The sequence below is a fragment of the Shewanella seohaensis genome (assembly GCF_023283775.1).
Lineage (GTDB): Bacteria > Pseudomonadota > Gammaproteobacteria > Enterobacterales > Shewanellaceae > Shewanella > Shewanella seohaensis.
In genome coordinates, this window is record NZ_JAKILE010000007.1 from 119,281 (window position 1) to 134,862 (window position 15,582).

Genomic DNA, 15,582 nt, shown 5'->3' on the forward strand with positions numbered 1-15,582 from the left:
AAAGTATCGTGCCTAACGGTTTGATTGATCCTAATTGCGCCCAAGATACCACAGGCGCAGTCGTTATTTCATATGATGCTCTCGATTTCAGCATGAAAATCGACGAGAGTTTGATCTACTAAAGGTTATTCTGGCTCGCCCTCGAGCGGCGTCTCGAATGGGGTATAGCGGATGTCGTTGATATACCATTCCTTTGGACCCGAAGGGGTTTGCACGACCACTTCATCATCGACCTGTTTGCCGATCAGTGCCCGCGCCATGGGAGAGTCTATGGTGATATAACCCAGTTTAGTATCGAGCTCATCCTTGCCGACGATACGATAACGCACGCGCTCGCCCGCTTCGTTTTCAAGCTCGAACCAAGCGCCAAAGTAAATTTTGCCTTCTTGCAGGGGAGAATAATCGACGATTTTAAGTTCTTCGAGGCGTTTGACTAAGTATCTGACACGGCTATCGATTTGGCGTAAAAGCCTTTTGTTGTAAGTATAATCCGCGTTTTCACTTCGGTCGCCCTGGGCGGCGGCCTCTTGCACTTTGAGCGTGATCTGCGGACGATATTCCTTCCACAGGTATTTTAATTCTTTATCTAAGGTCATCCAGCCTTGGCGGGTGATCAAATGCGCTTTCATAACTCACTATCCACGGGTTTAACCATGCCGAGTAGCCTTACTCGACACACAAACTAGACTATTGCGCCGGTTCGATATCGACACCAACCACTTGATTACGGCCATGATGCTTCGCCAGATAGAGTTGTTGATCCGCTACTTCGACGAGCGACTCCCAACTTAAATCGGCTAAGGGTTGAATCGTCGCAATACCAGCACTCACAGTGACTTCGCCAAAATCTGACCCCAAGTTCTCTATGTGTAAGGCCTGCACCGCATCCACCATCGCCTGCGCGAGGCGCATGGCCCCAGACAACTTGGCCTCAGGCAGGATACAGATAAACTCCTCGCCACCATAGCGCGCGATAAGATCGTTGGGGCGTTTTAACATGCCCTTAGCGGCATCGGCAACCAGTCGTAAACATTGGTCACCTTCTTGATGACCATAGCGGTCGTTATAACGCTTAAAAAAGTCCACATCCAGCATGATAACGGATAAGTAGGCTTGATTCCGACAGCAAAAGCGCCAGATTTCGGGTAAGCGCTGCTCAAACTGACGGCGGTTAGCGACCCCAGTCAAACTGTCGAGTAAGGCGATGGAGTGCAATACATCGGATTGGCGCTTCAGCTGATATTGGTTCTTGACCCGCGCGCTGGTGATGATGGGGTTAATCGGTTTGTGAATAAAATCCACCGCGCCGAGTTGGAAACCCTTCACCTCTTCCATCTCATCAAAATGGGCGGTAATAAAGATCACCCCGATATTAGCGGTGGTGGGTTCGGCCTTCAGTTGTTGGCAAACCTCGTAACCCGACATTCCGGGCATTTCGATGTCTAACAACACCAGATCGGGCTGCATCTTTTGGCATACCTGCAGAGCCTGCTCACCGCTCGTCGCCATGAACATTTCATATTCTTCATGGAAGAGTTGGTGCAAGATTTTGATATTCAAAGGCTGATCATCCACGATCAAAATCTTGCCCTTTGCGGCCTGCTGGGTCGCCATGAGTTCACTTATATACACTACGCATCCTCCAACATCATCGCCCGCAAAGTCTCCAAAGCCTGTGTAAATGCGAGTGATTGAACCAGTCCATTGAGTTCAGCCCATTGCGGGTGCTGTGATAGCGGTTTTGCGAGTTTGTCGACTAAATTCACGGCTTCTAAATTATTTTCCTGTAAGAGAGCAGCCAAGGTATCCAGCTCGGGGCGCATACTCTGCATATCCACGGCGGTACCGTTTACAGGCTCAATCGATTGAGGCTGTTTGAGCTGCCCCTTAGGTAAAAAGCCTGCAAGCTGTTCAATACTTTGGTGTATTAAGGACTCCAGTGTATCCGTCCAGCGTTTTATTTCCAGCAGCTCGAGGCCTTCTTGTTTAAATTGTTTTTCTAAAAACGCCGCATGAACGGCTAAACGCCGCGCGCCAAAGTTGCTGGCAATGCCTTTAATCGCATGGCTGATCGCAGCTGTAGTGGCGTAATCAAAGGTTTTGGTCGATTGCTTGAACAAGCTTAGCTGCTTGGTCATTTCGGGGGCAAAACTGCTCGCCATTTTTTCGAAAAACACTTGGTTGCCGCCAAAACGACGCAAAATCAAACGAATATCGTCGAGCAGGGTTTCGCCCTCGAGATTGTGTTGTGAGTCGAGATGCGCAGACTCATGCTGCTCGAGGGATGTCACATCACGCCCCACTAGACGCAGAATATTCGGTAACAGCAGCTGCATATCGATAGGCTTACCGACGTGGGCATTCATCCCCGCCTCGAGGCATTCTTGCTTATCGGTTTGCGAGGCATTGGCCGTCATCGCAAGGATTGGCAACTGGGCGAATCGACCATCGGCACGGATCCGCCGCGTCGCCTCTAACCCATCGATGTCGGGCATTTGCACATCCATAATCACGGCATCGTATAAATCACCGCTTTCGAGTACCTGTGCCACCCCTTCCACACCGCCACCTGCGAGCACAACGGTGGCGCCTTCATAACTCAGCAGCTCCTCAATCACCTCACGGTTTAATTGATTGTCTTCAACCACTAACAGAGTCAGCCCCGCTAACAGACGCTGTGAGCGCGGCTTAGGATTCGCGTCCATGGTCTTGCCTTCGATAGCATTGAGCACGGCTTCAACCAACACTTGCGAGGTGACAGGCTTAGTTAAGAAGTTGACGAAGGGAACGTTATTAATGTGCTGACTCTCGGCAATCACTTCATGGCCGTAGGCCGTCAACATCACCACCAGCGGGGTATAACTGCCGGTTCCGGCATTTTTCAACATTTCCGCGGTTTGTAGACCGTCGATATCCGGCATACGCCAATCCATTAGCACCACATCAAACTGCTGTCCGGCTGCATTGGCCTGTTTTACCTTTTCAATGGCCTGATAACCGCCAGAAGCGGTTTCAACCAGACAGCCGTAGTCGCTGAGGATTTTCGATAAGATCTCGGTCGTGATTTGATTATCGTCGACCACCAGAATGCGATATTGGCTCAAATCGGCGCGGGCGCGGGCTTCGACCTCCATCACTTGGAAGGTCAAATCGAACCAGAAGCGACTGCCAACCCCGACTTTACTGGTGACTTGCAGTTGTCCGCCCATTAACTCAACGAGACGTTTACTGATAGCCAGTCCAAGTCCCGTGCCCCCAAAACGGCGGGAGGTTGACGATTCGGCCTGCTCAAACCCAGTGAAAATCCGCTCAATTTGCTCTTCGCTGATGCCGATACCACTATCGACAATCGAAAACTGCACAGTGACGGTATCGGCCTCATGGCGAATACATTCTAGGCCGACAATCACTTGCCCGTGGGGGGTAAACTTGAGTGCGTTGCCCGCGAGGTTGATCAGAATTTGCTGCAGCCTTAATTGATCGGCCAGCAGCCAAGGAGGCAGCGCCGAGTCGAGATCGAACATCACTTCCACATCGGTATTGCTGTGGCTCGCCGATAACACCACAGCCAGATCCCGCATCAATAACTCAATCGAGCAAGGGTGTGGATCGAGTTTTAATTTGCCGGCATCGATTTTTGAGAAGTCTAAAATATCGTTAAGCAGTCCTAACAATGACTTAGCCGCCGTTTGCGCCTTGTTCACATAGCCCTGCTGCTGCACCGAGAGCGAGGTATATTGCATCAACTGCAACATCCCCAACACCGCATTCATGGGGGTACGGATTTCGTGGCTCATATTGGCAAGGAACGCCGACTTAGCGGCATTGGCGTTATCCGCCTCCAGCTTAGCACTCCTTAAAGTCGCCTCAATCTGCCGCTGGGCGGTAATATCGATGTTGATCCCAATCAATCGGATCACATTCCCTTGACGGTCGCGCTCTACTTGTGCACCCGCCTGCACATAGCGCACCGCACCATCGGTGGTTAACACGCGGAAAATTGGATCATAGGGTTCATCATACTCAACCGCACGGTTAAGCTTTTCTTCGGCCTCTTCTACATCATCGGGATGGACACGCATCCGCCAATGCTCATAGCTAAGACCTTGCTGTTTAAGGCTTTCTGGCTGGTCATACATGGCAAACATGCGGTCGTTCCACTGCAACGAGTTATCGAGCAGATTCCAGGTCCAAATCCCCAGCTTAGCCACTTCCGCCGCCTTACTGAGGTGATTACTCGCCGTGAGTAAGGCCTCTTGCTGGGCGACAATTTGCGAAATATCCACGCCAATCCCAAGGTAACCCAAAACTTCACCATCATTACCACGCAATGCTGTCACCGAGAGCGAGACTTGAAATTGACTGCCATCCTTACGCACATAGGTCCAAGTGCGAGTCTCGGAGCCCTCTTCCCGCGCCTTGTGGACAAACGTCTCAAAACCTTGAATTTTTTCACCGTACCCCGTAGATAGCTCAGCGGCACGGGCGGCGACTTCCTCGGCAAGATGCAAAGGTGCAGGGGTGGTTTTGCCAACCATATCCTCGGCGGAATATCCCAACATGCGCTCGGCACCGCGGTTGAAGATAGTGATAATGCCCTGTGGATCGGTGGCAATGATGGTCATTTCGGAGGCCGCATCCAGCACATTGGTCAGCAGAGTCGCAATCCGATTTTTTTCGAGCTGGGCTAATTTACGTTCGGTAATATCGGTTTGCAGCGCGACAAAACGCTCCACTTTGCCATGCTCATCGAAGACCGGACCAATCACAGTATCGAACCATTTCAGCTGCTGATCTTTCCCTTGATTACAGATTTCCCCATGCCATGATTTACCAGCCTTAATCTGCTCCCACATCCGCTGCCAAAATGCGGCATCGTGCTCGCCAGATTTCAGCACTGAGTGGGTTTGACCTATTAACTCCTCCCGCGCGTAGCCACTGATCAAACAGAGGTGCTCATTCACCTCTAAAATCACCCCATCTAAATCGGTGACCGAATAATGTAGCTGCTGGTTGATGGTATCGAGTAGTGCCTGATTCTCGAGTAAGGCCTGCTGCAAAGCATGGGTACGTTTGGTTACCTGTCGTTCGAGGCTAGCGTTGAGGTTGAGAATATGTCGCTCGGCATCCTGCTGGGCCGTGATATCCCGAATGGTTTGACTCAAACCCACTATGTCGCCATGCTCGTCGTAAATCGGCAAGGCAGTGGTCGAGGTCGACAGGTTACTACCATCGGCACGTTGATGGCGCGATACTCGATTGAGTACCGTCTTGCCGGTCAACACATCGGCCATGAGAGCCTGTTCTTCCAGCACTATGCTGGGCGGAATAATCAATTCGCTACTGGGTAAGCCCAGCGCCTGCTGCTCAGTGTAACCAAAGAGTCGCTCAGCACCTTGGTTCCAACTGGTTATATTGCCAGCGAGGTCATAACTGATAATGCCGTCGAGGGAATGCTCCAACATGCTAGCGCGGCGCGCTTGCTCGGCTAACACTTGCTGTTTACGTTGCAAGGTTAAGGACCACATAGCGATCAACGCCGCCAGCAACACACTAAACAAACTGCCACTGAGCAACACTAAGCTGGGCTTATTGAGATGTAATGACTTGATAAAACCTGGATAGGCCATTACCTCAAACTGCCAATGCCTACCAAAAATCGTCTTATTTAACTTGTAGCTGTAATCCGATAGCGGGCTTAAATCATTGGCGTGGGTTTCGAAGAAATTGATCGGCTGCTTATCGTCCGTCACGTCGCTTAACATCAGCTTGGTCATTTTCTGATTCAGCGATAATCCCGTTAAAATCTCGGTCGTCACCAGCGGCGCATAACTCCAACCAAACCCTTGAGCCAGTCGTTCTTCTGGCGTCGCGGGAACCACATTGGTACGGTAAACGGGTAACAGAATTAAGAAGGATTGCAGCGGCTTACCCGTGGCCTGCACTAAGGTAATCGGCGCGGAAATTTGCACTTCTCCCGACAGCATGGCGCGATCGGCAGCTTCTTTTCTGTGGGTCTCAGAGGCGATATCTAAACCAACCGCCGCCTTATTGCGCTCGAGCGGTTCAATATATTCAATCAGATACTTTTCCCCCTCGTTGGGGTTGAGCTGACGAATATGGTAGTCAGGCCAATCGACCGCCTTTACCCGCGCTAAAAACTGCGCTTCGTTTTCTTTGGAGACCCGCCGAATAAAGCCAAATCCGCGTGCGCCGGGAAACTCCCCATCCACATCCCGCGTCAGACTATAGTTTTGAAATATGGGGCGGCTGATATGGTCTTCACCCGCCGTGAGAATCATGCCTCGGGCGCCCCTCAAGCCATATTGGTAGAGGGCAATCCTATTGGTGACATTCTCACTGATCTGCTGCGCGCTCGCTTCGAGCGCCAAAGAAATGGTTTGCGAATTGATACGACTCACCTGCCAAGCGAGCACGGCACTAAAAAAAAGTCCCACGAGCAAGACGAAAAATCCCCACTTGGAGGCTTGCTTGTAACTCATCGACAGGGTCATATACACCTAATAATTGATAATCATAGAGTTATGATTCTGGACTAATCAAAATACTTTTGCCATAAAGCTGATAAGTTAACTCAACAAATGCATCAAAAGTAGCTAATGCCAATTTAGTTACAATTTCAGTTACATACTAGATAAATGTGACGATTCCCATGCAATTTCATTTGCTTAGTATTAACATGAGTTGGCAATTAGCCGTATTCGGTCGACATTGACTCACATCATGAGCTAGTCGCTCAGATTGAATCCAGCTATATTAAGCACATTCTTGGCAGATTCGTTTTCAATTTCAGCCAGTTAATCTTTGTTGTATGACGGCATAAAGAATAAAAGCAATAATCCGAGCAATTTAAGGACATCCCATGGGACAAGAAACCTCGAAAATCCTCGTCGTCGATGATGATATGCGCCTACGAGCACTACTCGAGCGTTACCTGATGGAGCAAGGCTATCAGGTGCGCAGTGCGGCCAATGCTGAGCAGATGGACCGTTTATTGGAGCGTGAAAACTTCCACCTAATAGTGCTCGATTTGATGTTGCCCGGTGAAGATGGCTTATCCATCTGCCGTCGTCTGCGCCAACAGGGCAGTACGATTCCGATTGTGATGCTCACCGCCAAGGGCGATGAGGTCGACCGGATTATCGGTTTAGAACTCGGTGCCGACGATTATTTGCCAAAACCCTTTAACCCGAGGGAGTTATTGGCGCGGATCAAAGCGGTAATGCGTCGCCAAATTCAAGATGTCCCCGGCGCGCCCGCGCAGCAAGAGGCTGAAATTAGCTTTGGCGAGTTCTCCCTCGACTTAGCCACCCGCGAGATGTACCACGGTAATGAGGCTATCGCACTCACCAGTGGCGAGTTCGCCGTATTAAAAGTGTTAGTCACCCATCCACGCGAACCCTTGTCGCGGGATAAACTGATGAACCTCGCCCGTGGCCGTGATTATTCGGCGCTGGAGCGCTCGATTGACGTACAGGTTTCGCGCCTGCGCCGTTTAATTGAGAAGGATCCCGCTAACCCAAGGTATATCCAAACCGTGTGGGGCCTAGGTTATGTGTTTGTGCCCGATGGCGCCGCCCGTCGATGAGCCACTCTTGCCTGAAGTCGTCAGTGCGTTGGCATCAAGATGAAATCTAAGTTTTGGTGGCGCTTTCTTCCCCGCAGCGCCTTTAGCCAAACCGTTATGCTGATTGGTTGTCTACTGTTGATCAATCAGCTGGTTTCCTATGTCACTGTGGCTGTGTATGTATTAAAGCCCAGTTACCAGCAAATCAACCAGTTAATTGCTCGTCAAATCAATCTGTTATTTGTCGATGGTGTCGATATTGGCCGTGAACACTTAACCATAGTCGATGCGCTCAATGCCAAAGTCCGTGACGATGGCATGAAGGTCTACAACCAACAACAGGCCCGCGAGGCGGGAATCGAGCAGGCCACCTACTACGGTTTTTGGTCATCGCAGATGTCGGAATACCTAGGTGGCGATGCTGAAGTTCGCGTCACCCACGGCACAGTATTACAAATTTGGATCCGCCCGCCGCAGGCGCCATCAGTATGGATTAAAGTGCCGCTCATCGGGCAAAACGTTTCCGATTTGTCGCCACTCACCTTGTACTTAATGGTGATCGGCGCGCTCAGTGTCGCCGGTGGATGGTGGTTTGCCCGCCAGCAGAATAGGCCGCTTAGACGTTTACAAAAAGCCGCGATCTCGGTCTCACGCGGCGAGTTTCCCGATCCTCTGCCGCTAAAAGGCTCCAGTGAATTGGTGGAAGTGACCAATGCCTTCAACCAAATGTCCCACAGCATGAAACAGCTCGAACAGGACAGAGCCCTGTTGATGGCGGGGATTTCCCATGATTTACGCACGCCACTGACGAGGATTCGTCTCGCCTCCGAGATGATGGTCGAGGAAGATCAATATCTTAAAGATGGCATCGTCAACGATATCGAAGATATGGACGCCATTATCAGCCAGTTTATTGCCTACATTCGCCAAGATCAGGAGGCGAGCCGCGAGCTAGGGCAAATTAATAAACTCATTCAAGATATTGCGCAGGCCGAAGCCAACCGCGACGGTGAAATTGAAGTCGTACTGAGCGACTGCCCCGAGGCCTTGTTCCAAGGGCTGGCAATTAAGCGAGTGCTCAGTAATCTGGTCGAAAATGCCTTCCGTTATGGTTCGGGCTGGGTGCGGATAAGCTCGCAATTTGATGGTAAGCGTATCGGCTTTAGCGTTGAGGATAATGGCCCTGGGATTGATGAGTCGCAAATTCCCAAACTGTTTCAACCTTTTACCCAAGGCGATATTGCGCGCGGCAGTGTTGGCTCGGGCCTTGGGCTCGCCATCATCAAACGGATTATCGACCGTCACCAAGGCCAAGTGACCTTATCTAATCGCACTGAGGGCGGCTTAAAAGCCCAAGTCTGGCTCCCCTTGGAGTAAATCCAAGATTCAGCATGACAACGCTGACATTCAACTTGTGTTGTCATATTTATGTCACGCGAAATTCATAAACTCTAGGCAGTTAACTTCCTAAAGTTTCCAATGAAGATTGCATCATGAAGATTTCAACGCTGTCACTCTCAGCTTCGGCGCTGTTGTTATTGCTTGCTGGACTATTAGCAGCCGTGGTGCTGTGGAGCAGTGATCAAAGACAACAGATTGAGCAACAAACCCAAGTGCTGCAAGGCCTACAACAGGATTTTCTCGTGGGGGTGCGCCGCGATCTCGATGGCTATTTAGCCAGTGGCAACGCGACCCAACTCGAAGAAGCCAAAGCCAAACTAAGCAAGATTAAAACCAAGCTCAGCGAGCTCAACCTCGCCGCAGCGGGCAGTGCCGATGAGGAATTACAAACTGGCCTTAGCCAATTCATTCAAGACTTAGACACTAAATACCGCGCCGCAGGCAAACTCGCGGGCAACCCAAGACAACTGCTGGCCCACGCCGAATCTGAAATGCTCGACTATAACCGCAGACTCGGCAGTTACGCTGACAAAGGTTTAGCGATTAATGCCACTGTGGCCGAACAATATCTGCAATTAAGTCGCGACTTACCCAGCATTGTTTATCAATTATCGCAGCTTACCGATGGCTATCTCATCGATAAAAATCAGCAACTTAAAAATATTCTCGACAGCACCAGCAAGGAGCTGAACCAGTGGCGTGACCGACTGAACGCCCTGCCGTTAATCGGCGTGTACGAGCAGCAGGAAGCCGATGAATTTGCCCTAGGCGCGAGTGAGCCAGAACAAATTGAAGTGGGCGAAAATGATCGCAGCGAGCTGTTAAGCCTTGCCAACCGCTACAATAAAGAAGTCGCCAACACCCACCAACTGCTGCAAGCCAATCAGGAGATGCAAGAGCAGTTAATTCAAGCCATTAGCAGAGTTGAACAGCAGCTCATCGCCCTCGGCGAGGCACAGGCCGCCAAAAACCAACAGCTCAAATATGAGTTACAAGTCATTCTTTATGCGATGGTTTCGATTATGGCGCTGTTTGCTATCGGCTACTTAATCCTGCAACAGAACCGTGTGGTTAAGCCCCTTAAACGCCTCAATCAAGCCTTTATGCAATTAAGCGAGTCCAACAGTCGTGAACGCTTGGATATCAATCGCCGCTGTGAAACCGGCCAAATTGCAGGCCATTTCAACCAATTACTGCACAGATTCGAGCAAGAAGACGAACTCCAGCGCCAACAAATGACTAAGGTTTCTCAATCCTTGAGTCAGTTGGTCGCGCGCATTACTCAACTGTCGCAGCACACCGAACACACTCAGACCATAGTTGCCGACACTCAGTCGCAAACCGAGCATATCCGCAGCCTCGCCAATGAGGTCAGCCACACTTCGGCCCTTGTTGAACAAAGCGCGGCCGAAACCATGCGCCAAATGCAGTCGAGCCAAACCGAGGCAGAAGCCGTGCTGAGTGCCACAGAACAAACCCAGACGGCGGTTGGCCTTTGCCATGCCTCGCTCGAAAGCCTAAATAACTCGGTGGCAGATGTCGCTAAAATCATTGATGTAATTGGCAATATTGCCGAGCAAACCAATCTGTTGGCGCTTAATGCCGCCATCGAAGCCGCCCGAGCGGGCGAGCAAGGTCGCGGTTTTGCCGTGGTCGCCGATGAGGTTCGAAGCCTGAGTCAACGCACTCAGGTGTCGTTAAATGAAATCGTGAAGATCCTGCATCAACTCACCCAATCTAACCTCGCACTCGGCGAGAGTGTCGATGGCATTGCCCAAGCGACCGATAGCCAAAAACAGCGGGCACAGAGCCTATGGCATGTGGCGCAAACCGTACAAAATCAAGCGAGTGAAATGGCCAATACCGCCAAGCAGGGTTCGCTTAACGCCAAGGAACAGGTCGATTACCTCGATGAATTTGTCCGCAGCATGGATAACCTAAAAGACCAAGCGCAAACCAGTTCGCAGCAGAGCGAAGTGATTGCCCAAGAAGTACAGCAAAGCGTGGAAGATATTGAGACCAGCCTAGGCATAGCCGACACCAACACAGTATCTGCCCGAGCGGCTTAAGCTTGATGCCAATAAAAATGGGAGCCTAGGCTCCCATTTTGTTTTTTAATCAGGCATTAAAGTGCCGCTAATACCACTTCGGCTTTGCTCACTTCAAATGACTTAGGTGCTTCTACATTCAGTAAAGTCACCACGCCGTTATCGATGATCATCGCATATCGTTGTGAACGTACCCCACCAAAGCCAGCGGTATCCATCTCTAACCCGAGCGCCTTAGTAAAGCTGGCATCGCCATCGGCAAGCATCAGTAGCTCAGACGCATTTTGCGCTTCGCCCCACGCTTTCATCACAAAGGCATCATTTACCGATACACAGGCAATTAAATCAACGCCTTTGGCTTTAAATTGATCGGCCAGCACCACATAACCTGGCAAATGCGCTTCAGAACAGGTTGGTGTGAAAGCACCAGGCACTGCAAATAACACCACTTTTTTACCCGCGAACAGCTCGGTAACTTGATGATTTACCATGCCATCTTTAGTCAGTTGGCTTAGCGTCGCCGCTGGTAATGTTTGACCTTGAGCAATCATGTCTCTCTTCCTTTAGTTAACGTAACTTGCCCATACTAGCCCGAATCGGAAATGATAAACACAGAGAGAAAAAGGGGATTTGTAGCAGAGGAGGGCAAATTGCCGATAAATCGCAAGGTTGCTTTTGTTACCCGCATTGCGAAATAAAAAAGCAGCGCATCGATGGATACGCTGCCTTTAGTATTAGCCACGCTGTTTACTCTAAATAGGCGCTGACTTGGTAAAACCCTGATGGCTTACAAAAGAGTTTATTTCAGGGTATTAAACCCATTTTTCACGCTTGCGTAGTGCAGCGAACAACCCAAGGCCAAGCAAGGCAAAGATAGACAATGCACCGCCGCTTTCTTCCACCACAATCACTTCGTCAACACGGTCACGGTCGCTACTTTCCAGCGGCAAGGCATATAAGCCATCGGTGTCATCGGCGCTAATGGTGGCGACAATATCGCTATAACCTACTTCATAAACATCGATTAATACATCGTAGTGATCCGTTGGATAACCAGTGTAGAGGGTGGTCAGTACTTCGTAATCATCCTGCGTTGAGTCACCGTAAATGGTAAACACGTCCGTGGTGTAGTAATGCACCCAAGGGCCACCGTTACGGCTGAGGTACAACTCGGCAAACAGGTCGGCGCGCTCATTAAGATATGAGCCAAACACATCCACATCGAAGGTCACGCTGAAGGTTTGATAAAAGCCATCGTAATCAAAGTCTTCAAACAAACGGCTGCTGGCATCAAAAATCCCAAAGCTGTGATACACGGGTGCGCGATAGGGATCTTCACTGGTCGCACTCGAGCTTGGAATAGGCTGACTCGTGTGCTTAGCAATCACTTGTTCGCGGGTCATGGGGGTAGCGCCCATCAATTGCACGCGATGAGCACTCGGACTCTTTGGCGACAACGACGGCGCTAAAGATTTAACAGCGGCTGCAGCGGCTTCACCCACGCTTTGAGCGGGCGCCGACTGCTGCAATAGGCTTAGGGCTTGTTTTTCTTGCTCTGCGGCCTGCTCGGCATCGGCTTTTTTTGCCATCCCAATACTGGCCGCGCTAAAGGGGGCCAAGTTTGACTCGTCGAAGGACTCTGCGCTCACCATGGTCGGCGCCAGTAATGCACCTGCCAATGCGATTGCCTTGATAAAGGTAGAGTGAGTTGTGCCTACGATACCTGATTGATTGAGTGTGCTCATCTTGAATACCCCATTGGATAATCCGTTCAAATTGGTGACATTAGAGGGCACTCAAGGTGAACATAAGCTGAACATTAAAAACCGTGATTTTTTGGGATAAAAAGCCGTTCAGCCTCAATTCATCTGTTTTGGTTAACACTGCTAATATGTCACAGGATATGACTCCTGTTCTGTAAAGAGGTTCGATGGGGATTAACTCGATAAAATCCCACGAATCGCAGTGAATTTTAAAGGAATTGTGTTTACCAATTGGCTGATCTCTATGTGTTTGTTATGGTGATAAGGTATTCTTAGTCGACTCGATAAGCTATCCACCTAGCTACTCACTTAAGATCGCCGAACATGCGCGGGTAACAGATATGAAACTTGGTTTGACACTGACCCTAGTCGCTTGCTTATGCACCTCCTTTGGCAGCATGGCGGGCAATGATAAACACGATGATCGTAATCAATCGCGCGGCCAAGGTGTGAAGAATGAGCAGCGCCGCCTTGTGGTCAACAGTCCAGATCAGGCCGTGGCGATGGCGCAACGTCAATATCGAGGAAAAGTGCTCAGCGTGCAGTCGAGTGGCTCGGGCTATAGAGTCAAAATCCTCAATAACGATGGCCAAGTTTTTTCTGTTTCGGTGGATGCCGCCACTGGGCGTGTTTCGAGGAATTAATATGCGACTCTTACTCGTTGAAGACGATTTAGCGCTTCAAGCCAACTTAAAACAGCACTTGCTCGATGCTCACTACAGCATAGATGTCGCCAGCGACGGTGAAGAAGGTCTGTATCAAGCCATTGAATATAATTATGATGCCGCGATTATCGATGTCGGTTTACCTAAACTCGACGGCATAAGCCTTATTCGCCGCGTGCGCCAAAAAGAGCGCGCGTTCCCTATCCTGATTTTAACCGCGCGAGATAGCTGGCAGGATAAAGTCGAGGGCCTCGATGCTGGTGCCGACGACTATCTCACTAAGCCCTTCCATCCCGAAGAATTAGTGGCTCGGCTCAAAGCCTTGATCCGCCGCTCGGCCGGTAAAGCCAGCCCAGTGATTACTAACGGCCCCTTTAGCTTAAATACTAGTAGCTTAGAAGTGCGCAAAGGGGATGAACTCGTCACCCTAAGCGGCTCTGAATACAAACTATTTGAGATTTTTATGCTGCATCAGGGCGAAGTGAAATCGAAAACTGCGCTCACCGAACATATCTACGATCAGGATTTTGACCTCGACTCCAACGTTATCGAAGTCTTTATCCGCCGTTTACGCAAAAAACTCGACCCAGATAACCAATATAATCTGATCGAAACCCTGCGCGGCCAAGGCTATCGTTTAAGAGTCATCTCCCCAGATGAGTAAGCGTGCGCTTGCCTGGCAGTTATTAAACTCCCTCAAAACTCGGCTCGTCCTCAGTGCGCTGCTGTTTATTTTGGTGCTGCTGCCGCTGATTGGGGTCGCCCTCAATGACGCCTTTGCCGAGCAAGTAAAAAGCGCCGCTAAAAACGAGCTAAGTGCCTATGTGTATTCGGTGTTAGCGGTGACTGAGGTTGAAAACAAACGGATTTTTATCCCCGAATTAGTGCTCGAAAACCGCTTTAACCTCATTCAATCAGGCCTCTATGCCATTGCCACCACAGAGAATGCCGAGCATCAGCAGAGCATAGTCTGGCATTCGCAGTCTTTTATGGGCATCACGCCGCCGGCGCAGTTCACGATTCCACCGACGGGCAAAAGTGCCTTCGATCAAATCGACCTCGCTGGCGCGCCGCACCTTATCTACAGCTTTAGCGTCAGCTTTGCCAGCCTGAATGAAAACGTGCCAGTAACTATCCATATCATTAAGGATGAATTGGAGTTTCAACAGCAAATCTCCCAATTTAATCAACAGCTTTGGACTTGGTTGCTGATATTGATCTTAGTGATGCTGGTGTTTCAGTTAAGTTGGTTGATTTGGACCATTAGGCCGCTGGCGCGCTTTACCCAAGAACTGCACGATGTAGAACAGGGTAAATCGACCCAGCTCAGTAGCCAGTATCCGAGTGAGCTACAGGAAGTCGCGCGGCAATTGAATATCCTGCTCAATACCGAGCAGACCCAGCGCAAACGCTATCGCAATGCCCTTGCGGATTTGGCCCATAGCCTGAAAACCCCGCTGGCGGTGATTAAGAGTCAAGCGGACTTAAGCGAAGCCTCGAGCGAGCAAGTGTCGAATATCAGTCGTATCATCAGCCACCAGCTTAAACGCGCCCAAACGGCGGCGGCCGCTTCCTGGCATTTAGGCATTAAGGTGGAGGATGTCGCCGCCAAATTGCTGCGAACCTTGGCCAAGATTTATCGAGAGCCGCAGATTGATCTCAGCGGCGACCTGACACCACATGCCGTATTTAAGGGCGATGAGGCCGATCTGACCGAAATTTTAGGTAACTTGCTCGATAACGCCTGCAAGGCCGCCAAGTCACAGGTCAAATTAACCGTCACAGGCGATGCCTATCAGCTCCAACTTTGTATTGAAGACGACGGCCCTGGGATCAGCGAAGCCCTGCAAACTCAAATATTTGAGCGTGGGATCCGCGCCGACTCTTATCACCAAGGCAACGGCATAGGTTTAGCCATAGTGCGCGATTTAGTGGATAGCTATAATGGCCGCATTTCCGTATCCCGTTCAGAAAACTTAGGCGGTGCCAAGTTTACGGTTAACTTCACCCACTCGGCTTAAGCGTTTGTTTCATCAAGATAACTAGGGCGTGTTGACGTTTCGAGATTAAATTTTGTTCGTTATGGCAAGCACGTGCTCGCGAAACGAGGAATGATG

The 15,582-nt window shown here is 50.2% G+C and carries 11 protein-coding genes; 6 read left to right on the plus strand and 5 right to left on the minus strand.

Going from position 1 to position 15,582, the window contains the following annotated elements:
* Positions 1-125: 125 nt before the first annotated feature.
* From greB to L2713_RS10080, 3 genes are read right to left on the minus strand one after another with little or no spacing between them, the layout of a single operon-like run.
* Positions 126-629, minus strand: coding sequence for a transcription elongation factor GreB (gene greB / locus L2713_RS10070; RefSeq protein ID WP_248967783.1), 504 nt, complete (start codon positions 627-629; stop codon positions 126-128).
* 58 nt (positions 630-687) lie between these two features.
* Complete coding sequence (locus L2713_RS10075) at positions 688-1,632, minus strand: diguanylate cyclase (protein ID WP_248967784.1); 945 nt, start codon at positions 1,630-1,632, stop codon at positions 688-690.
* Complete coding sequence (locus L2713_RS10080; RefSeq protein ID WP_346347594.1) at positions 1,632-6,515, minus strand: PAS domain S-box protein; 4,884 nt, start codon at positions 6,513-6,515, stop codon at positions 1,632-1,634. Before L2713_RS10080 ends, L2713_RS10075 begins: the two co-directional genes overlap by 1 nt.
* 368 nt (positions 6,516-6,883) lie before the next feature.
* Here L2713_RS10080 and ompR point away from each other — a divergent pair, with 368 nt between their 5' ends.
* From ompR to L2713_RS10095, 3 genes are all read left to right on the plus strand, one after another.
* Positions 6,884-7,609, plus strand: coding sequence for an osmolarity response regulator transcription factor OmpR (ompR, locus tag L2713_RS10085; protein ID WP_011718733.1), 726 nt, complete (start codon positions 6,884-6,886; stop codon positions 7,607-7,609).
* Positions 7,610-7,648: 39 nt separating this feature from the next.
* Positions 7,649-8,965, plus strand: a complete 1,317-nt coding sequence (gene envZ, locus L2713_RS10090) for a two-component system sensor histidine kinase EnvZ (protein WP_248967787.1) — start codon at positions 7,649-7,651, stop codon at positions 8,963-8,965.
* 116 nt (positions 8,966-9,081) lie between these two features.
* A complete protein-coding gene (locus tag L2713_RS10095; protein WP_248967788.1) occupies positions 9,082-11,058 on the plus strand; it encodes a methyl-accepting chemotaxis protein in 1,977 nt (658 codons plus the stop codon).
* 56 nt (positions 11,059-11,114) lie between these two features.
* On the opposite strand, the gene L2713_RS10100 is transcribed toward L2713_RS10095, so the two are convergent.
* Positions 11,115-11,588, minus strand: a complete 474-nt coding sequence (locus L2713_RS10100; RefSeq protein WP_011624535.1) for a peroxiredoxin — start codon at positions 11,586-11,588, stop codon at positions 11,115-11,117.
* A gap of 261 nt (positions 11,589-11,849) precedes the next feature.
* Positions 11,850-12,782 carry a choice-of-anchor H family protein gene (locus L2713_RS10105; RefSeq protein ID WP_248967789.1) on the minus strand — a complete coding sequence of 311 codons (933 nt, stop codon included), beginning with the start codon at positions 12,780-12,782 and terminating at the stop codon, positions 11,850-11,852.
* A gap of 359 nt (positions 12,783-13,141) precedes the next feature.
* Here L2713_RS10105 and L2713_RS10110 point away from each other — a divergent pair, with 359 nt between their 5' ends.
* The 3 genes from L2713_RS10110 to L2713_RS10120 are packed head-to-tail and all read left to right on the plus strand — an operon-like array spanning position 13,142 to position 15,486.
* The gene (locus tag L2713_RS10110; RefSeq protein ID WP_011624537.1) at positions 13,142-13,444 is read left to right on the plus strand and encodes a PepSY domain-containing protein; all 303 of its coding nucleotides are present in this window, start codon (positions 13,142-13,144) and stop codon (positions 13,442-13,444) included.
* A 1-nt stretch (position 13,445) separates the two neighbouring features.
* The gene (locus L2713_RS10115; protein WP_011627620.1) at positions 13,446-14,129 is read left to right on the plus strand and encodes a response regulator transcription factor; all 684 of its coding nucleotides are present in this window, start codon (positions 13,446-13,448) and stop codon (positions 14,127-14,129) included.
* On the plus strand, positions 14,122-15,486 hold the full coding sequence (locus L2713_RS10120; protein ID WP_248967790.1) for an ATP-binding protein: 1,365 nt from the start codon (positions 14,122-14,124) through the stop codon (positions 15,484-15,486). Before L2713_RS10115 ends, L2713_RS10120 begins: the two co-directional genes overlap by 8 nt.
* Positions 15,487-15,582: the final 96 nt, after the last annotated feature.